The sequence below is a fragment of the Proteiniphilum saccharofermentans genome (genome assembly GCF_900095135.1).
GTDB lineage: Bacteria > Bacteroidota > Bacteroidia > Bacteroidales > Dysgonomonadaceae > Proteiniphilum > Proteiniphilum saccharofermentans.
This window is the reverse complement of the sequence record NZ_LT605205.1, coordinates 1,830,922-1,845,768: the sequence shown is the minus strand read 5'-3', so window position 1 is coordinate 1,845,768 and position 14,847 is coordinate 1,830,922. Positions and strand designations below refer to the sequence as shown.

Below are 14,847 nucleotides of genomic sequence, written 5' to 3'. Positions count from 1 at the left end.
AGCCATCCCCCGATAAAGGACGGCTTTCTTGATTTTGACACTTTGTGCCTTAGGTTAGGTTTAGATTCAAAGATTACAGGACAAATCCTATCTTTATGGTCGGCGCCGCTAAAAAGCCGATGCCATGGCTGTCCGCCTGTAATTGTTTCAGTCCCGGTTGCGGCTGGATACCCGACATTCCGTAGGTATAAGCCAGCGGGTCTATCTGAACGCCGATATACAATGCGGGCAGAACAAAATAATCGATGCCCGACGTAAACGCCGCTCGCAGGTTCCAGGTCTCACCGATGGACTTCCCCATGGATTCCGCCTCATCATACTTCTTCTCATTCAGCCCGTAAGCAAACCCCACGCGCAACCCGCTGTACCAATACAGGTTATCGATTCGGGTTGGGAAATACCTGTCGGCTCCCGCAGAAACATTATAGACGAATGTCCGCGTGTTGGGCACCGCACGGTAATCCGGTATTCCACCGTTTGCCACGTCGCCGGTACCCGGAACGCCGGTATAACCGGGGGTATATGCGAAATGAAGCCCTCCGCCCAGATTCAGTTTCCACGTGTCGCTTACAAACCAGCCGGCTTCGAAACCGACCTGCAGTTTTTTATCGCTCCAATTCGTGGAAAATGCAGCCGTTTCATAGCTATCGAGGGCGCCTTCCGGCGCCTCGATGCTTGCATAGCTGTTGTAACTCACGGTCGCCGAGAGCGTGACATTGCCTTTGGCAGGCCCGTTGCCTGTCTGGGCGAGCACCGTGAAACAAAACAGGGGCATGATGGCTGTCAGTAAAAATTTTATACTATTCATATTCTTAGTTTTAACTTCGTAATTATTGCCATCAACGGATTGTGTCATAGCTCGGCCAACGCATCTTCATATGCTTTCTTGGCGGCGTCGGCTGCTTTCTTGGCGGCGTCGACCACTTTCTCCTGAGCGTCTATTTCTGATGTAAGCGCTTCGATCAATTCTTCCTGAGAAGTGATACCGGAAATATCCGCGTTCGCATTTTCACGGTCTTTAATCCTTTGTTCCCGATCCGCTATTAAAGAATCAATATCACTTGCCCTGTCGTAAATATCCCATAATGCACTATATTCTGCAAATAATTTATTCACATCGGTCTGTGCTTTCTGCCATGCGAAATAGGCTTCCACCACATCGGCAAATTGTGCGTTGTATGTGTCAATAGCCGTTTTTATTTCAGCCAGCTTATCGGCATCGCTCAATACATCATAAGCATTTTGATAGCGATCCAATTGATCTTGGCAATATTGTAAATAAGAACCGGCATTTTCCAAAGAATTCTTCACATTATTTTCATTCTGGATGGCTATCTGATAGTCATTCTGTTTACTCCATTCGTCAGGAGTGCCTTTGGCGTCTTCCCACGCTTCTTTGGCTATTGCCGAATTTTCTATTGCCGTTTCGTATTCTCCTTCCCAGAATTCAAGCGTACTTTGAGCATCGTCCTTCCATGACTCTCTTTCGCGAATTTGTATTTCCAACTGGCGCAGATCTCCCACTTCCGGATAAATGATCTTATAATAATAATACGTCTGGTTCAAGTCCGCGTTTTCTATTTCGACCCATTTATATCCGAGGGAATTCGGAGTATAATCAGCTGAAGGGAAAGAGATGTATTGACTAAAAGTCCAATCATTGATGACATTATAAAAATCGGTATTGAAAACAGGCTGAAGTTTATCACCGGTTTTATTATCTAAATCATAGTATTCTTCACGCAATGAAGTAATATTTCCGTCATTCCAGGCTACAAGATATTCATTGTATTTGGCATTTGCAATTTCATATAGTTCCTGAGGATTGTCGTTATAATCGGCGTACTGTTTATACGTCTCAATTTGCGCTTTGGAAAAAGCTATATCCCTGTTATTCTGTTCGATGTTTTTCGCTTTTGATTCTTCCAGGCTGACCAGGTCATTTTCCGCTAATACTAAGTAACTTTTCATTCCAGAAAGAATTTGTTTAGCAGTATTTAACTCACTCACCTTTTGAGCATATTTGCCGGCCAAAATCTGCAACTTTTGTTTTTCCGCTTCGGCAATGTCATCCTTAAGTCCGGTTAATGCTTGCTGAGCTTCCAACAAAAGCTTTTCGGCTTTGGCCAGGTCAACCTGCAACTGGGTTTCTGCAAGTTGCAAATCATTGGCTATTCGTTTTAACTCAAGTTCATTCTCTTTCTGTTGTAAAACCTGAGCATCGAGCTGGCTTTGCAGTGCAACTTTCGCTTGTTCGTTTTCGGTTTCCTGCAGTTTGGCCTGCAATTTGATAATTTCAGTTTCAGCCGCGATTTTCAATGCGTTGGCCTTTTCGGCTTCCGCCTGCGCGTTTTTTAAGGCAACGTCAGCGGCAGCTAAAATCTTTGTCGCTTCGGCCTCAGCCGCCTTCATCGCTGCTTCCGATTTCAAGAGCTCCGATTTGGATTTTCGCAGTTCTTCCACCGAAAGTGATTCTTCATTTTCCACACACGATGTGAAAATAAATACTCCGAGCAGGAATGCTCCTAATAAAACTTTTCTTTTCATAAATCAAACAATTTTAATAAATTTGTAATACAATAATTTCTATTATTGATAAATAATGCATTGATTTTCCCCTATATATTTCCAACCTATCATACCGGATTGTTGATTTTTTATCCAATTTTGCTTTCCTTCCCCGCATCCTTGCGATGATATACGGGAGCAAAAGTTGTTTTTTCTTTTGCAAAAGTCGGCTGTTCACCCCTATTTTTTCTCACGGGTTCCCGTGATTTTTCACCTTTTTTGTTTTTAATAATGCAAAAGTAGAGAGAAACAAATTACAGCACAAGAGGCGAAAATACTGGAAATGAATATCCTGCAATTTGATATACATATCCTGCAAAATAGATGATTAACCGGTATATTTTTTCCGTATGTGTTGTTTTTCAAAAAAATGGCGTAAATTTGCAATTACAGGATTTCACATTACTTTATCTTCAAAAACAAATATTTCTGAATGGATCGAGCGCGTAAGAACAAAACGGAGCCCCCGTTTACAGGGAAAATTATTCTTTTCCTTATCGTCATTGCCGTTCTTTCGTGCAAGGAAAGGGATGCGCCGGTTATCGGAAAAGAGGATGCAAAGACGGATGCGATCCTATCGGAAGCCGTGGACTCACTTTAGAGCAACCTACCCCATGCGCGCCGCCTGCTGCAAAAAGCCATGGAAGAAGCGCCCGACAGCATCGGTTTCTACGAGGCACTTAACACTTACGGTTTGGCCTGGTTCGTGGCGGATCAACCCGACTCGGCGCGGATGGCTGCCGGCCGGGTACTGACATTTGCGGCACAACAAGAACCGTCTGACCGCATCCATCTCCTTACGGCAATGTCCTATAACTCCATGGGGAACTGCTACGGCCTCACCAGGCAACAAGATTCGGCGCTCTATTGTTTCATGCTGGCCTTACACTACTACGAACTGACGAGCGAGCGTGAAAAAGCCCCCGATGTCTGTATCAATATCGCCGATATGCACATGCGAAAAGGAGATTTCGCCAACAGCGCGTTCTATTACCGGAAAGCACTGTCCATCAGCGATTCACTGGGCATGACGGATCAAACCGGGTTCCCTGTCTATACAGGATTGGGACAACTATATATGGAATTACGGGACTTCGACCTCTCCGACCATTATTTCCGGCTTGCGGAAAATCAATATAAAAGGCAGACGCTGAATGAGCAATTCTTTTACTGCAATACCCGAGGAAATTATTACTTCTTTAAGGAAGAATACGGGAACGCCCTCCCTTGGTTCGAAAAAGGGAAAGCATTGGTCGTCCCCGGCGGATACCGGTTTTCCGAAAACCTGGTCAATGTGAACCTCGGGGAAATTTATTTCCACCTGGACAAGCCCGATTCGGTACGCTATTACCTGGACAAGGCGCATGCCTATTTCTCAGCCATCAATGAACAGACATTCCTTTACCATATCGGGACGATCAGGGCAGGCATGGCCTTGAAAGACAATGACCCGCGACTGGCGCGGCGTTACCTGCAAAACAGCGCCGCCACAGGGATAGAACCAAGCCTTACGGGCATTCGAAACAAGTATATACAAGATTATTTTGCCCGTACGGGCGACTTCAAACAAGCATACTCCTATCTGTTGAAAAACAGGGCGATGGACGATTCAATCCGTTCGGAACGGACCATGATGCGCATCGCCGAAATAGATATGCGCTATGGCCAGGATACCACCCTTATGAAAAAAGAAATGCTTATCCAAACCCAGGCATCCAATATAAGGTCGCTCCGGATGAGGAGCTTCGTATGGGTAACGGTCAGCCTGTTGATCGTGGCTATGGCGGTAATTGTGTCTCTGGTCATGAAAAAGCAGAAAGACCTGCAATCGATGATCTTTCATGACCAGATGACCAAACTCAAATTATCCAATATCCGCAACCGTATATCCCCCCATTTCGTATTCAACGTGCTCAACAGGGAAATAAGTTCCGCGGAAGACGCCGGACACTCCCACCTGAAGGGCCTGGTGATGTTGCTGCGAAGAAGCCTTGAACTGACCGCACAGACTTATGTGACGCTTGCACAGGAACTGGAGTTCGCCCGGGCATATATCAGTCTGGAGCAGGAAAGCCTCGGCGATGGCTTCCGGCTCGAATGGCACATCGATCCGCATATCGACACAACAGCCGTTTTCGTACCTCCGATGATCATCCAGATACCGGTGGAAAACGCCATCAAACATGCTTTACGCCAAAAAGAGGGAGAAAAAAGACTATCCGTCCGTGTGGAAAACGAAGGGAATGGCTTCCGCATCCTCATCCAGGATAACGGTCCCGGTTATTCGCCGGGGAAAAGGGACCCATCGGCGGGCACCGGTACCGGACTAAAAGTATTATACCAGAGTATAGACCTGTTCAACCACAAAAACAAGGAAAAGATACTCTTCCGCATCCTTCGTTCGGACGAAGAGGGGTTGGGTGGAACAAAGGTCTCGGTTTACATACCGAATAATTATAAGTTCGAAAACGTTTGAATAAAACAGTCAGATGACATGATACACAAAATGTACACCGTGGCGGTGGTCGATGATGAACCGGTCTGCATCCGGAACCTGCGCCAATCGTTGGCAGGCTTTCCCGAATTAACCCTCGTGGGGGAATCCCGGAAAGCGGAAGAGGGGATCAAGCTGGTACTGGAAAAAACCCCCGACCTGCTTTTCCTCGACGTGGAACTGCCTGAAATGAGCGGAGTGGAACTGTTACATAACTTGCAATACCGCATTACATGGCCTATGCAGGTGGTGTTTTATACATCCTACCAGAAATATTGGCTCGACGCCTTACGGGAATCCGCTTTCGATTACCTGCTTAAGCCCTATGGGCATGAAGAATTCTCATTGATCATCCGTCGTTTTTTTGAACACGCAACCAGACAAAAGAATCTACAGTTTTTCGACCGGAAATTTTCCGAATTGCTGCCGGCAAACCAGATCTTTATGGTGCCTGATGTTACAGGATACCAATTGCTCCGCATAAACCAGATCGGCTATTTCACTTATATCAATTCGCAACGTCAATGGAATGCTGCTTTGACCGACGGTAAACAGGTTTCGTTAAGAAGAAACACAAAGGCGGGCGATATATTGGAGGCTTCTTCTTCGTTCGTTCAGATCAACCAACGCCAAATCATCAACCTGAATTATCTTTGCACGATCAGGGGAACGAACTGCCACCTGGTCCCTCCGTTCGACGGGGAGGAAAACCTTTGCGTATCACGAAACTATATGAAGACTTTACAGGAAAAGTTTTATCAAATCTGAAACGAGCATCAATTGTCCCTCGTTACTTTTTCTCACGGTTTTGCGTGATTTTTAGCCTTTTATTTTATTTTCGCAATAGAAATTACAAAAAGCTTACGTTTCTTTCCCTATCTTTACAGCCTGGAAATAGGGGGTGAATAGCGGCCGCAACAAGCCGTAAACTATTTTTCACAAAAGTATTTGGATTAAAATGAATACGGATCAGAAGGAGTGCAGGATCTTATTGGTAGATGATCATGAGTTGATTCTTGATGGGCTTAGCCAGATATTAAAAAAAGCTTTTGCCCGGGGGGAAATTATCGGATTTTCAAACGCCTTGCAAGTGTTTGATGAGATAAAAAGAGGGACATACGACCTCTATATTATCGACTTACAATTGAAAGAGATGTCCGGCTTCGAACTGATCACCGCCATCCGTACGACACAACCCAATGCGCGTATTATCGTCGCCACTATGCACGAAGAGGTGTGGACCATCAACCGGCTGGCGGAAATGAACGTGGACGGTATCGTCCTGAAGAGTTCGGCATCCGGACATATCGTACAGGCGGTAAATACAGTATTGTCGGGCGACAGGTATCTTTGTCCCCGTTTTTCGCATTTAAAGAACCAGTATGTTTCGAAATATATGTCCCGGACAAAGAAAAAGACACCGCTCACCGCACAAGAGAAACTTATCCTCAAATATATTGTGGACGGACAAACTTCCCGCGAAATGGCCGAAACGCTTTCGTTGAGCGAGAACACAATAGAAACGCATCGAAAGAACCTGTTCGTCAAGCTCGATGTCCGCAACGCGGCGCAATTGGTGTCCGTGGCTTTATCAACCGGGATTGTGAATGATAAATTTCCAATTTGAAACAAATAAAATCATCATATCAAACGAGCACGATAACTGTTCTCACCCGAGTGCATGATTAAATGCGAGTTCCATACGACACCATTGAAAATAAATAATTTTAATCATATGAAACCGACATGATTAAAATAATCATTAAACACCCAAAGGGAATGATTATTTTAGTCATCAAAGGTTCCATATACCAACAAGAAAAAATAAAATAATCATATGAAACGAGCATGAGAATTGTTCTCACACAAGAACATGACTAAAAGCGAGTTCCATATGACACCATTGAAAATAAATAATTTTAGTCATATGAAAATCTTGTCAACTTTACTGTTTCTATTCCTTGCCATGTTCGTATTCCCGCAGGAGAAACCCACTTTAGATATTTTCCTGGAGCAAATTGCAGATAACAAATTGACAATGGATGAGAAATACGCGTTAATCCAGTCCACTGGTCATCTGGCGCTCACAGAGCAAATAACCATGAAAAAAGCCCTGTTGGAATGGGCGAAAAAAGAAAATGACAAAGCAAAATTGATTACGCTATACAGTATGCTGAACAATCTTTATCACAATTCCAAAGAGCATGAGATCGGGAAGATATATCTGGACAGTGCCATGTTGTACGTAGATAAGACCAACAATGTAGATGCCCTAGGAGCTTTATACTACCAACTGGGAAATTACTATTATACTGTTTCAGATATTACCACTGCCCATACACACTACTACAAAGCGATTGAATACTATGAGCAATCGGAAACCAAGCAGGTACTCCTTTCCATGATATATTACAGGGTCGGGAGTGAATATATTGAAAGGGAGGATACGCTTAGCGCCGGCAGAATAGTGCCTAAAATGCTCGCGATTGAATTGGATGAACCTTTCAAGATATATTATGACAATATCAATTCGTTTGCAGCTTCCTATTTTCATTTGAAAGCCGAAAAAGATCCGCTGAATATAGAAGCATATCTCGACTCATCATTATATTACTTAAGAAAGGCTGTCGATATATACCACAGTCATATTGACATTGCCCCAAATCCAGGTGGAGCCCGCAGGCTCGTATGCCAGAACTATTACAGAATAGCTAAAACCCTACAGGAACGGGGAGATATCGATGGAGCCTGGGAGAATTTAAAAAAAGGCGAACAATTGTTGGTAAACGATCCCTCGACAGAGTCCAAATATCTTGTGGCAAAAGGAATGTTACAGACGAAACGGGGGGAACTGGATGAGGCGGAAGTTTCATTGAAACAAGCGGAAGCATATCATGAAAGTGGTGAATTAAGTGCCCCTGGCCGGGAACTAAGCATTATATATGCCGGGTTAGCTAATCTTTATGCCGCAAAAAAGCAATATGGGGCAGCTTATGAGTACAAACAGAAAGAAAATAGGTTGATAACTCAAATCAACGATACGGAAAGATACAATATCATCAAGGAGTTGGAGACCAAGCATGAAGTGGAGAAAAAAGAAGAGAGTATCCGCCAGTTGACAGAGGTGAACGAGTATCAGCAAAAGGTGAAATGTAAAAGACAACTTAACAAAATAAAATCGGTCAAACAATTGGAGGGATAAATTTTTAGCCCTATATTTGCAGTATTAAAATCAATAATAATGCCGACATTATTTATTATTTTCGGGTTACGGTTTTACTTTTACGCAGACGAACACCTGCCAATACATATTCATATTGAAAATGGGGATGGCAGGGCAAAAATAAATATTGATCCCATTAAAACGGTGTATAACAAAGGAATAAAACCTCAAGATATAAAAAAAGCAATAAGGATTATTGAAACCTATCAAGATGAAATTATTGAAAAGTGGAATGAATTTCACGGGGAATGATCACTAAGAAATATAATAATGATGGAAACAATAAAAAATATATGGTTTGCCGATGGGCGTATTTATGTGCAGACTTCTGCGGGGGATACCTACAGTCGTCCGTTAGAAGCGTTTCCACAATTGAAAGATGCCACCGATAGCCAACGTAGCAATTTCCGTATAGGAAAATTTCTGGATGATGTGCGGTGGGAGGAACTGGACGAGGATATTCACATCAGCAGTTTTTTTGATACGGCAGAGCCGGATACTGACAACGAAATAGCACACATATTCAACCGTTTTCCACAGCTTAACGTGTCGGAAGTGGCACGCAGCATGGGGATAAATAAAAGCCTGTTGGCAAAATATATTTACGGCATAAAAAAACCATCAGCAGAACGCACCAGGCAGATAAAAGCCGCGCTGCATCTTCTGGGTAGAGAACTTACAGCCGTGTAAAAAAGAACTTTGTAACAGGCTTAAAGCTATTGGCATGCGCTATTGATCTGCTCGATATAGCTGAGCAACTCTTCCCTGCCCTGTCCTTTTTCGGATGAAGTGACAAAGACAGGCGGCAACTCCTCCCAGGTTTCCAGCAGCTTTTCCTTATAGGCGTCGATATTCAGTTGCAGACGCCCCGAACCAAGTTTATCGGCTTTGGTAAAGACGATGGCAAACGGTACGCCGTTCTCTCCCAGCCACTCCATAAACTCCAGATCTATCTTCTGCGGTTCGTGGCGTGAGTCTATCAGTACAAAAAGGTTGGTCATCGCTTCCCGCTCCAGGACATAATCCTCGATGATCTTACGGAGTTTATCCCGTCCCTCTTTTCCGCGGCGTGCATAACCGTACCCGGGTAAATCCACCAGATACCATTCATCATTAATCAGAAAATGGTTAATAAGCATCGTCTTCCCCGGAGTAGAAGACGTCATCGCCAGCCCTTTCCGGTTAGTCAACATATTGATCAATGACGACTTCCCCACATTCGACCGGCCGATAAACGCATACTCCGGCTTCCCGTCCTGTGGACATTTCCGGTAGTCGCTGTTACTTATCACGAATTCTGCACTTTTTATAATCATATTATTTTTTATTCAAAGATTCAAAAATTCAAAATTCAAAATTCAAGATTCAAGATTCAAAAATTCAAAATCGTTAAATCAACAAATCCCTTTTCATTTTTCATTCTTCACTCTTCATTCTTCACTCTTCATTCTTCACTCTTCATTTTTCATTCTTCATTCTTCACTCTTCATTCTTCACTCTTCATTCCCTACGTTCCACTCACTTTCCATTGTCAATTGTCCATTCCCCCTTCCCACCTTTTTTCACATGTGAAACCATCCAAAGCCCCAGTCCGGTGAATAGACCGTTCATCAGCAGCAGTTCATAACCTACCTGGTAACTGAATAGCTGTTGCATCACCATTTCAATGATAAAACAGAGTACGGGTGCGGCAATAGCCACATAGGGTACCCATCTGTCCACCGGCTTCACTTTACTGTATAACCCGAAGACATAGAGACCCAGCAATGGCCCGTATGTGTAAGAGGCCAATTTATAGATGGCAGTGATGATACTGTCCGACCCAATTGCTTCGATCAACAGTATGATAAGCACAAATGACGCACTAACCCCCACATGCACCATCCTTCTGGTACGGATATCCTTCTGTTCCTGTGCTTTTGTCTGAGAAACCGCCTTCATATTCAGGATATCCACACAGAATGACGTGGTAAGCGCCGTCAGTGCCGAGTCGGCACTTGAAAAGGCTGCGGCAACAATCCCTACAACAAAAATCCCCAACACCGTCTGACCCAGGTATTCACTGGCAATTACCGGTAAAATATTATCGGATACTTCCGGCAACACAATACCATTCTGTCCTGCATAGGTAATCAACAACACTCCTAAACAAAGAAAAAGGAAATTAATGGGTGCAAACGCCAACCCGTACGACACCACATTCTTCTGTGCATCCTTCAACGTGCGGATCGTCAGGTTCTTCTGCATCTGGTCCTGATCCAGTCCCGTCATCACGATAGTGATAAACATCCCGCTAAAGAACTGTTTGAAGAAATTCTGAGTGCTTGCCCAGTCGTCAAAGATAAAAATGCGTGAATGCGGACTATTCGAGATCGTCGTCACTACACCACTCAGATCCAGATTCAATCGCACAGCTATCTGCCAAACAATCAATATCAATGCTGTAATAAAAAGTATTGTCTGCAGCCAGTCTGTCCATATAATCGTCTTGATGCCGCTCTTGTGGCTGTAAAGCCAGATCACCAGAATAATCCCTATCACCGTCACCACGAAAGGAATTCCCCAGGCGTCAAACACCAGCGTCTGCAGGATAAAAGCCACCAGATAGAGTCGTGCCGCCGCACCCACGATTTTCGAGATCAGGAAAAACCATGCGCCCGTCTTATAGGATTTCGATCCGTACCGTTGATCCAGATAACCATAAATCGTGGTCAGGTTCAACCGGTAATAAAGTGGCAGCAACACATAGGCAATCACCAGATAGCCGAAGAAAAACCCGAACACCATCTGCATATACGACATATCCAGATTTCGCACCATCCCCGGCACTGAAACAAAAGTCACTCCCGAAATCGATGTGCCAACCATCGCGATAGCCACCACATACCATTTGGACGATTTATTGGCACGGAAGAAAGTATCATTGCCCGATCCTTTCCGGCTGGTGAGCCAGGAAATGAGCATCAACACGGCGAAATAAACGAAGATTACAATCAGGATAAAAGTGGATTGCATACAAAAAAGGTGTTGTTCCGAGATAAAATCGTGAATAGGAGTACAAATGTAAAAAACAAAGTGCTAAAGGGCAAATAAAAAGGGTTAAAACAAAATGAAGCGCCGGTTGTTTATAAAATAATATCCTCAGCGGTATCACGCAAGAGACGGCAGGTAGGTCCTGTATGAGTCGCTTGGAGATATATGGAAGGATGGTACAAAGTCAAATCATAATACAGATGGCAAAAGAAAAGATATGTCTCATTATTAACCCTATTTCAGGTACGGACTCCAAGAAAAACATCCCTGAGGAAGTAGCGGCAGCATTTGATCAACGGAAGTATGACCTCTTTATCCGTATCACCGGTTATCCCGATCATGCCACCGAGATAGCCCGCAAAGCAGCAAAGAAGAATTACAAATACGTACTTGTGGCCGGCGGCGACGGTACGGTCAATGAAGTAGCCAAATCGCTGGTGCATACCAATACCACGCTGGGAATTATTCCATCCGGATCGGGTAACGGGCTGGCCAGGGAACTGGGTATTCCACTGGATACCGAGAAGGCCATCAAGATCATCCTCCGGGAACATACGCGTACTATCGATTACGGCATGGCTAACGGCCATATCTTTTTCTGCACCTGCGGTTTCGGCTTCGATGCTTTTATCAGCGACCGGTTTGCAGAAGGCAAAAAGCGGGGCCCACTGGGTTACGTGCGTAATATCCTTGAGAGTGTGGTCGATTTCCGTTCGGAAGAGTACGAGATTACCACCGACAATGGAACTATAACCGAGCGCGCTTTCATACTGACATGTGCCAATGCATCGCAGTATGGCAACGACGCGCATATCGCACCGGGAGCCAGTATGGATGACGGCATGATGAATGTATCCATATTGAAACCTCTCAATGCCATCGAAGTACCTCAAACGACCATCCAGCTCTTTACGAACAATATCGACAAGAACAGTAAGATGACCTCTTTAATCACCCGCAACCTTCTTATTAAACGCTCCCGTGCCGGGATGATGCATGTGGATGGTGAGCCGGTGAGTACCGGCAATGAAATCAAGGTAGAAACTATCCATAAAGGGTTAAAAGTACTTGCTCCTGACAATGGTCTCCGTGGAAAAAAGCGGAGAGAGAGTGAAAATATCTTCAACTCCCTCACCCGCTGGTTTAATTAGACTTTTAGAAACTGTTTAAATTTTACCGAAATATTTTTTATAATTGGACTGTCTATTTTTCTTTGCTACTATTTTGGTCTCTTTTGCGCATCTTTTTCACTTTTTCCTTTTGATTTAGCCCGCTAAATCCGCAAGAAAAAAATAAAAAATCTATCCCAAAATAGAGTCAAAATAGTATAGCAATAAAATTTAAACAGTTTCTTAGAGTAGTACTATTGCAATCACACAATTATCTCTTCTTCCAGATGGTAATCTGCATTAAGCGGTTCTCCGTCAATCGCGACGATCTTTTTATTGCCCGGTTGATCTCCTGGGGATCGGACAAAAGATCAAACTGTGGAGCCAATGTTGCTTTTATGCCGTCGAGCGATGTCACCGGTTCCCCATCCCTTTTAAAACCTCCCGGCCATTTATCCCTTGGCGTCCTGGCCCTGTCCCATTCATAGTCCGACGCCAGTATCAGATAACCATTGTCGTTCAACCGTTCGTGGATGTGTGACAGGAACAGCAGCGGGTCGCTTAACTCTTCCAATAATGCAGGAATAATGATCAGGTCATATCCCGAATAGTTGGGTTTCAGGTTCATCGCATCTGCCTGCATGAATAGGATATTCCCCTTTACTTCCGACAAACCGAAATCAGCCAGTACAATATCGCGGTAGAACACCAGTTCACCTTCATCTTTCGTCGTATACCGCACATAACCCTGTTCCTGCAATTGGATGGGAATTCTTATCATACGTGCAGTAAAGTCGAGGGCGGTCACATCTTTGTATTTTCTTGCCAGTTCAAAGGCAAGCCGTCCCGTATCGGCATTCAGATCCAGAATACGTGCCGTGGCATTCTCCTTGAGCAAGTCATCCGCCAGTTCTGCCAGCCGGATAGTGAAAACGGGTTTATTATTCCAGGTATCACCCCAGTTGTTCTCACAGGATAGCGTCACCTCCTCATCCGTTTCATAATCCGCCTGCTGTATCACCAGTGGCACATCCGATTCTACATACCTGAATCCGGCATGTTGATAGAAATGCCGTCGGAAAGCGTATCTCGAGTGAATGGTAGCTTCGTTACCGGTCGATATCCATGAACCTCCCTTGATCAGATTATGCTTCCCATCGAAAGTCGGCGTGGAGAAATCGTCATACATCGGATGTACCTTAAAGCCGGGAAAACCGGTGATAGGAGTCTCGGTCCATTGCCACACATTACCGACCACATCAAAGAAATCTCCCTGTTCGAATGTATCCACAGGGCATGGCGATGTAAAATATTCCAGATTGATATTGGCCGGTGCTTGCTTCCATTCCGTCACCTCTGTCAATCCGGCCACTGTATGCAGGCGGTACCATTCTGCTTCGGTGGGTAACCTGAAGTTATGGCCTGTCTTCGCACTTTTCCAGTTACAAAAGGCTTTTGCTTCCAGATAGTTCACTTCCACCGGCCAGTTCCACGGCATAGGAATCTCTTCAGCCACAAGCCTCAACCGGTAGCCGTTCCCATCCTTCCTCCAGAATAGCGGCATCTGTGCCTGCTTAAAATTACGCCAGTTCCATCCCTCCTCAGTCCAATAATCCTCCGTTTCATATCCTTTATCGTCTATGAATTGAAGGAACTCCTTGTTGGAAACCAGATATTTCGATGCAGAGAAATCGGCTACCTTTTCCTCATAAGCGCCATATTCATTATCCCATCCATAAAGCGGATGATCTATGGGTTTTCCTAATTTCATTGTGGCACCTGCAACCGGTATCAATTCGTTAACCGGCGCCTCACCACCGGCATCGCACCGTTCGCCGAACCGGCCTTCAACCACCTGGTCCAAGGGCAGCTGACGGATCAACACTGAAGAGGTCTCCAGGTGGATCCGTTCATGCTCGATCCCCATCATCACAATCCAGAAAGGACTCTCCCAATCGATCGGCAACTCAAGCGGGGTATTGTCAATCACGTTCAGGATCAACTCTTTTGCCTGATCACGATAAACCCGTACCTCCGATACCGGCGGCCAGTCGTAATGGTTATTATCCAGATCATCCCAACTCATCTCATCCACCCCTATCGCAAAGGTCGACTCAAACTTAGGATTTATGCGCCGGTCGATGATCTTTGCCAGATAAAGTTTATTGATAAAAAAGACAGCAGTATGCCCCAGATAAAAGAGGATGATATGGCGTAACGGATCACCACGCATATAAAACACATCATCCGACTTCAACTGTGTATATAGTAACTCGTCAATTGCCCAAGTTTTCAGGAAATAATCCCGGATCTCCTGCCGTTTCTCTTCCGGCGAACCGGTTCTAAGATCAATTGTTTTGGTAATTAATTCTTTCATATTTTTTTATTTCAAGATTCAAAGATTCAAAGATTCAAAGATT

13 protein-coding genes are annotated in these 14,847 nt (G+C 44.5%); 8 read left to right on the top strand and 5 right to left on the bottom strand.

Annotated elements, in window-relative coordinates:
• Positions 1 to 73 precede the first annotated feature (73 nt).
• Together PSM36_RS07120 and PSM36_RS07115 are read right to left on the bottom strand one after the other, a co-directional pair.
• Complete coding sequence (locus PSM36_RS07120) at positions 74 to 808, bottom strand: BT1926 family outer membrane beta-barrel protein (protein WP_076932113.1); 735 nt, start codon at positions 806 to 808, stop codon at positions 74 to 76.
• 44 nt (positions 809 to 852) lie between these two features.
• On the bottom strand, positions 853 to 2,547 hold the full coding sequence (locus tag PSM36_RS07115; RefSeq protein ID WP_076930191.1) for a hypothetical protein: 1,695 nt from the start codon (positions 2,545 to 2,547) through the stop codon (positions 853 to 855).
• Between the two features lie 454 nt (positions 2,548 to 3,001).
• Between PSM36_RS07115 and PSM36_RS17325 the strand changes: the two genes are divergently transcribed.
• The 7 genes from PSM36_RS17325 to PSM36_RS07085 all read left to right on the top strand — a co-directional run bounded on the left by PSM36_RS17325 (position 3,002) and on the right by PSM36_RS07085 (position 8,975).
• A complete protein-coding gene (locus tag PSM36_RS17325; RefSeq protein WP_154670979.1) occupies positions 3,002 to 3,169 on the top strand; it encodes a hypothetical protein in 168 nt (55 codons plus the stop codon).
• Between the two features lie 39 nt (positions 3,170 to 3,208).
• Positions 3,209 to 5,044, top strand: coding sequence for a tetratricopeptide repeat-containing sensor histidine kinase (locus tag PSM36_RS07110; protein ID WP_083710967.1), 1,836 nt, complete (start codon positions 3,209 to 3,211; stop codon positions 5,042 to 5,044).
• Positions 5,045 to 5,062: 18 nt separating this feature from the next.
• The gene (locus PSM36_RS07105) at positions 5,063 to 5,830 is read left to right on the top strand and encodes a LytR/AlgR family response regulator transcription factor (RefSeq protein WP_076930188.1); all 768 of its coding nucleotides are present in this window, start codon (positions 5,063 to 5,065) and stop codon (positions 5,828 to 5,830) included.
• A gap of 190 nt (positions 5,831 to 6,020) precedes the next feature.
• Positions 6,021 to 6,689: a response regulator gene (locus PSM36_RS07100; RefSeq protein WP_076930186.1), complete on the top strand. Its 669-nt coding sequence runs from the start codon at positions 6,021 to 6,023 to the stop codon at positions 6,687 to 6,689.
• A gap of 300 nt (positions 6,690 to 6,989) precedes the next feature.
• Complete coding sequence (locus tag PSM36_RS07095; protein WP_154670978.1) at positions 6,990 to 8,264, top strand: tetratricopeptide repeat protein; 1,275 nt, start codon at positions 6,990 to 6,992, stop codon at positions 8,262 to 8,264.
• A 39-nt stretch (positions 8,265 to 8,303) separates the two neighbouring features.
• A complete protein-coding gene (locus tag PSM36_RS07090; protein ID WP_076930182.1) occupies positions 8,304 to 8,537 on the top strand; it encodes a DUF4160 domain-containing protein in 234 nt (77 codons plus the stop codon).
• 18 nt (positions 8,538 to 8,555) lie between these two features.
• Positions 8,556 to 8,975: a DUF2442 domain-containing protein gene (locus PSM36_RS07085; protein ID WP_232001540.1), complete on the top strand. Its 420-nt coding sequence runs from the start codon at positions 8,556 to 8,558 to the stop codon at positions 8,973 to 8,975.
• 26 nt (positions 8,976 to 9,001) lie between these two features.
• On the opposite strand, the gene yihA is transcribed toward PSM36_RS07085, so the two are convergent.
• Together yihA and PSM36_RS07075 are read right to left on the bottom strand one after the other, a co-directional pair.
• Positions 9,002 to 9,601: a ribosome biogenesis GTP-binding protein YihA/YsxC gene (gene yihA / locus PSM36_RS07080; RefSeq protein WP_076930176.1), complete on the bottom strand. Its 600-nt coding sequence runs from the start codon at positions 9,599 to 9,601 to the stop codon at positions 9,002 to 9,004.
• A gap of 202 nt (positions 9,602 to 9,803) precedes the next feature.
• On the bottom strand, positions 9,804 to 11,300 hold the full coding sequence (locus PSM36_RS07075) for a sodium:solute symporter (RefSeq protein ID WP_076930173.1): 1,497 nt from the start codon (positions 11,298 to 11,300) through the stop codon (positions 9,804 to 9,806).
• A 218-nt stretch (positions 11,301 to 11,518) separates the two neighbouring features.
• Here PSM36_RS07075 and PSM36_RS07070 point away from each other — a divergent pair, with 218 nt between their 5' ends.
• On the top strand, positions 11,519 to 12,469 hold the full coding sequence (locus PSM36_RS07070) for a diacylglycerol/lipid kinase family protein (protein WP_076932112.1): 951 nt from the start codon (positions 11,519 to 11,521) through the stop codon (positions 12,467 to 12,469).
• 229 nt (positions 12,470 to 12,698) lie between these two features.
• On the opposite strand, the gene ovoA is transcribed toward PSM36_RS07070, so the two are convergent.
• Positions 12,699 to 14,804, bottom strand: a complete 2,106-nt coding sequence (ovoA, locus tag PSM36_RS07065) for a 5-histidylcysteine sulfoxide synthase (protein WP_076930170.1) — start codon at positions 14,802 to 14,804, stop codon at positions 12,699 to 12,701.
• Positions 14,805 to 14,847 lie beyond the last annotated feature (43 nt).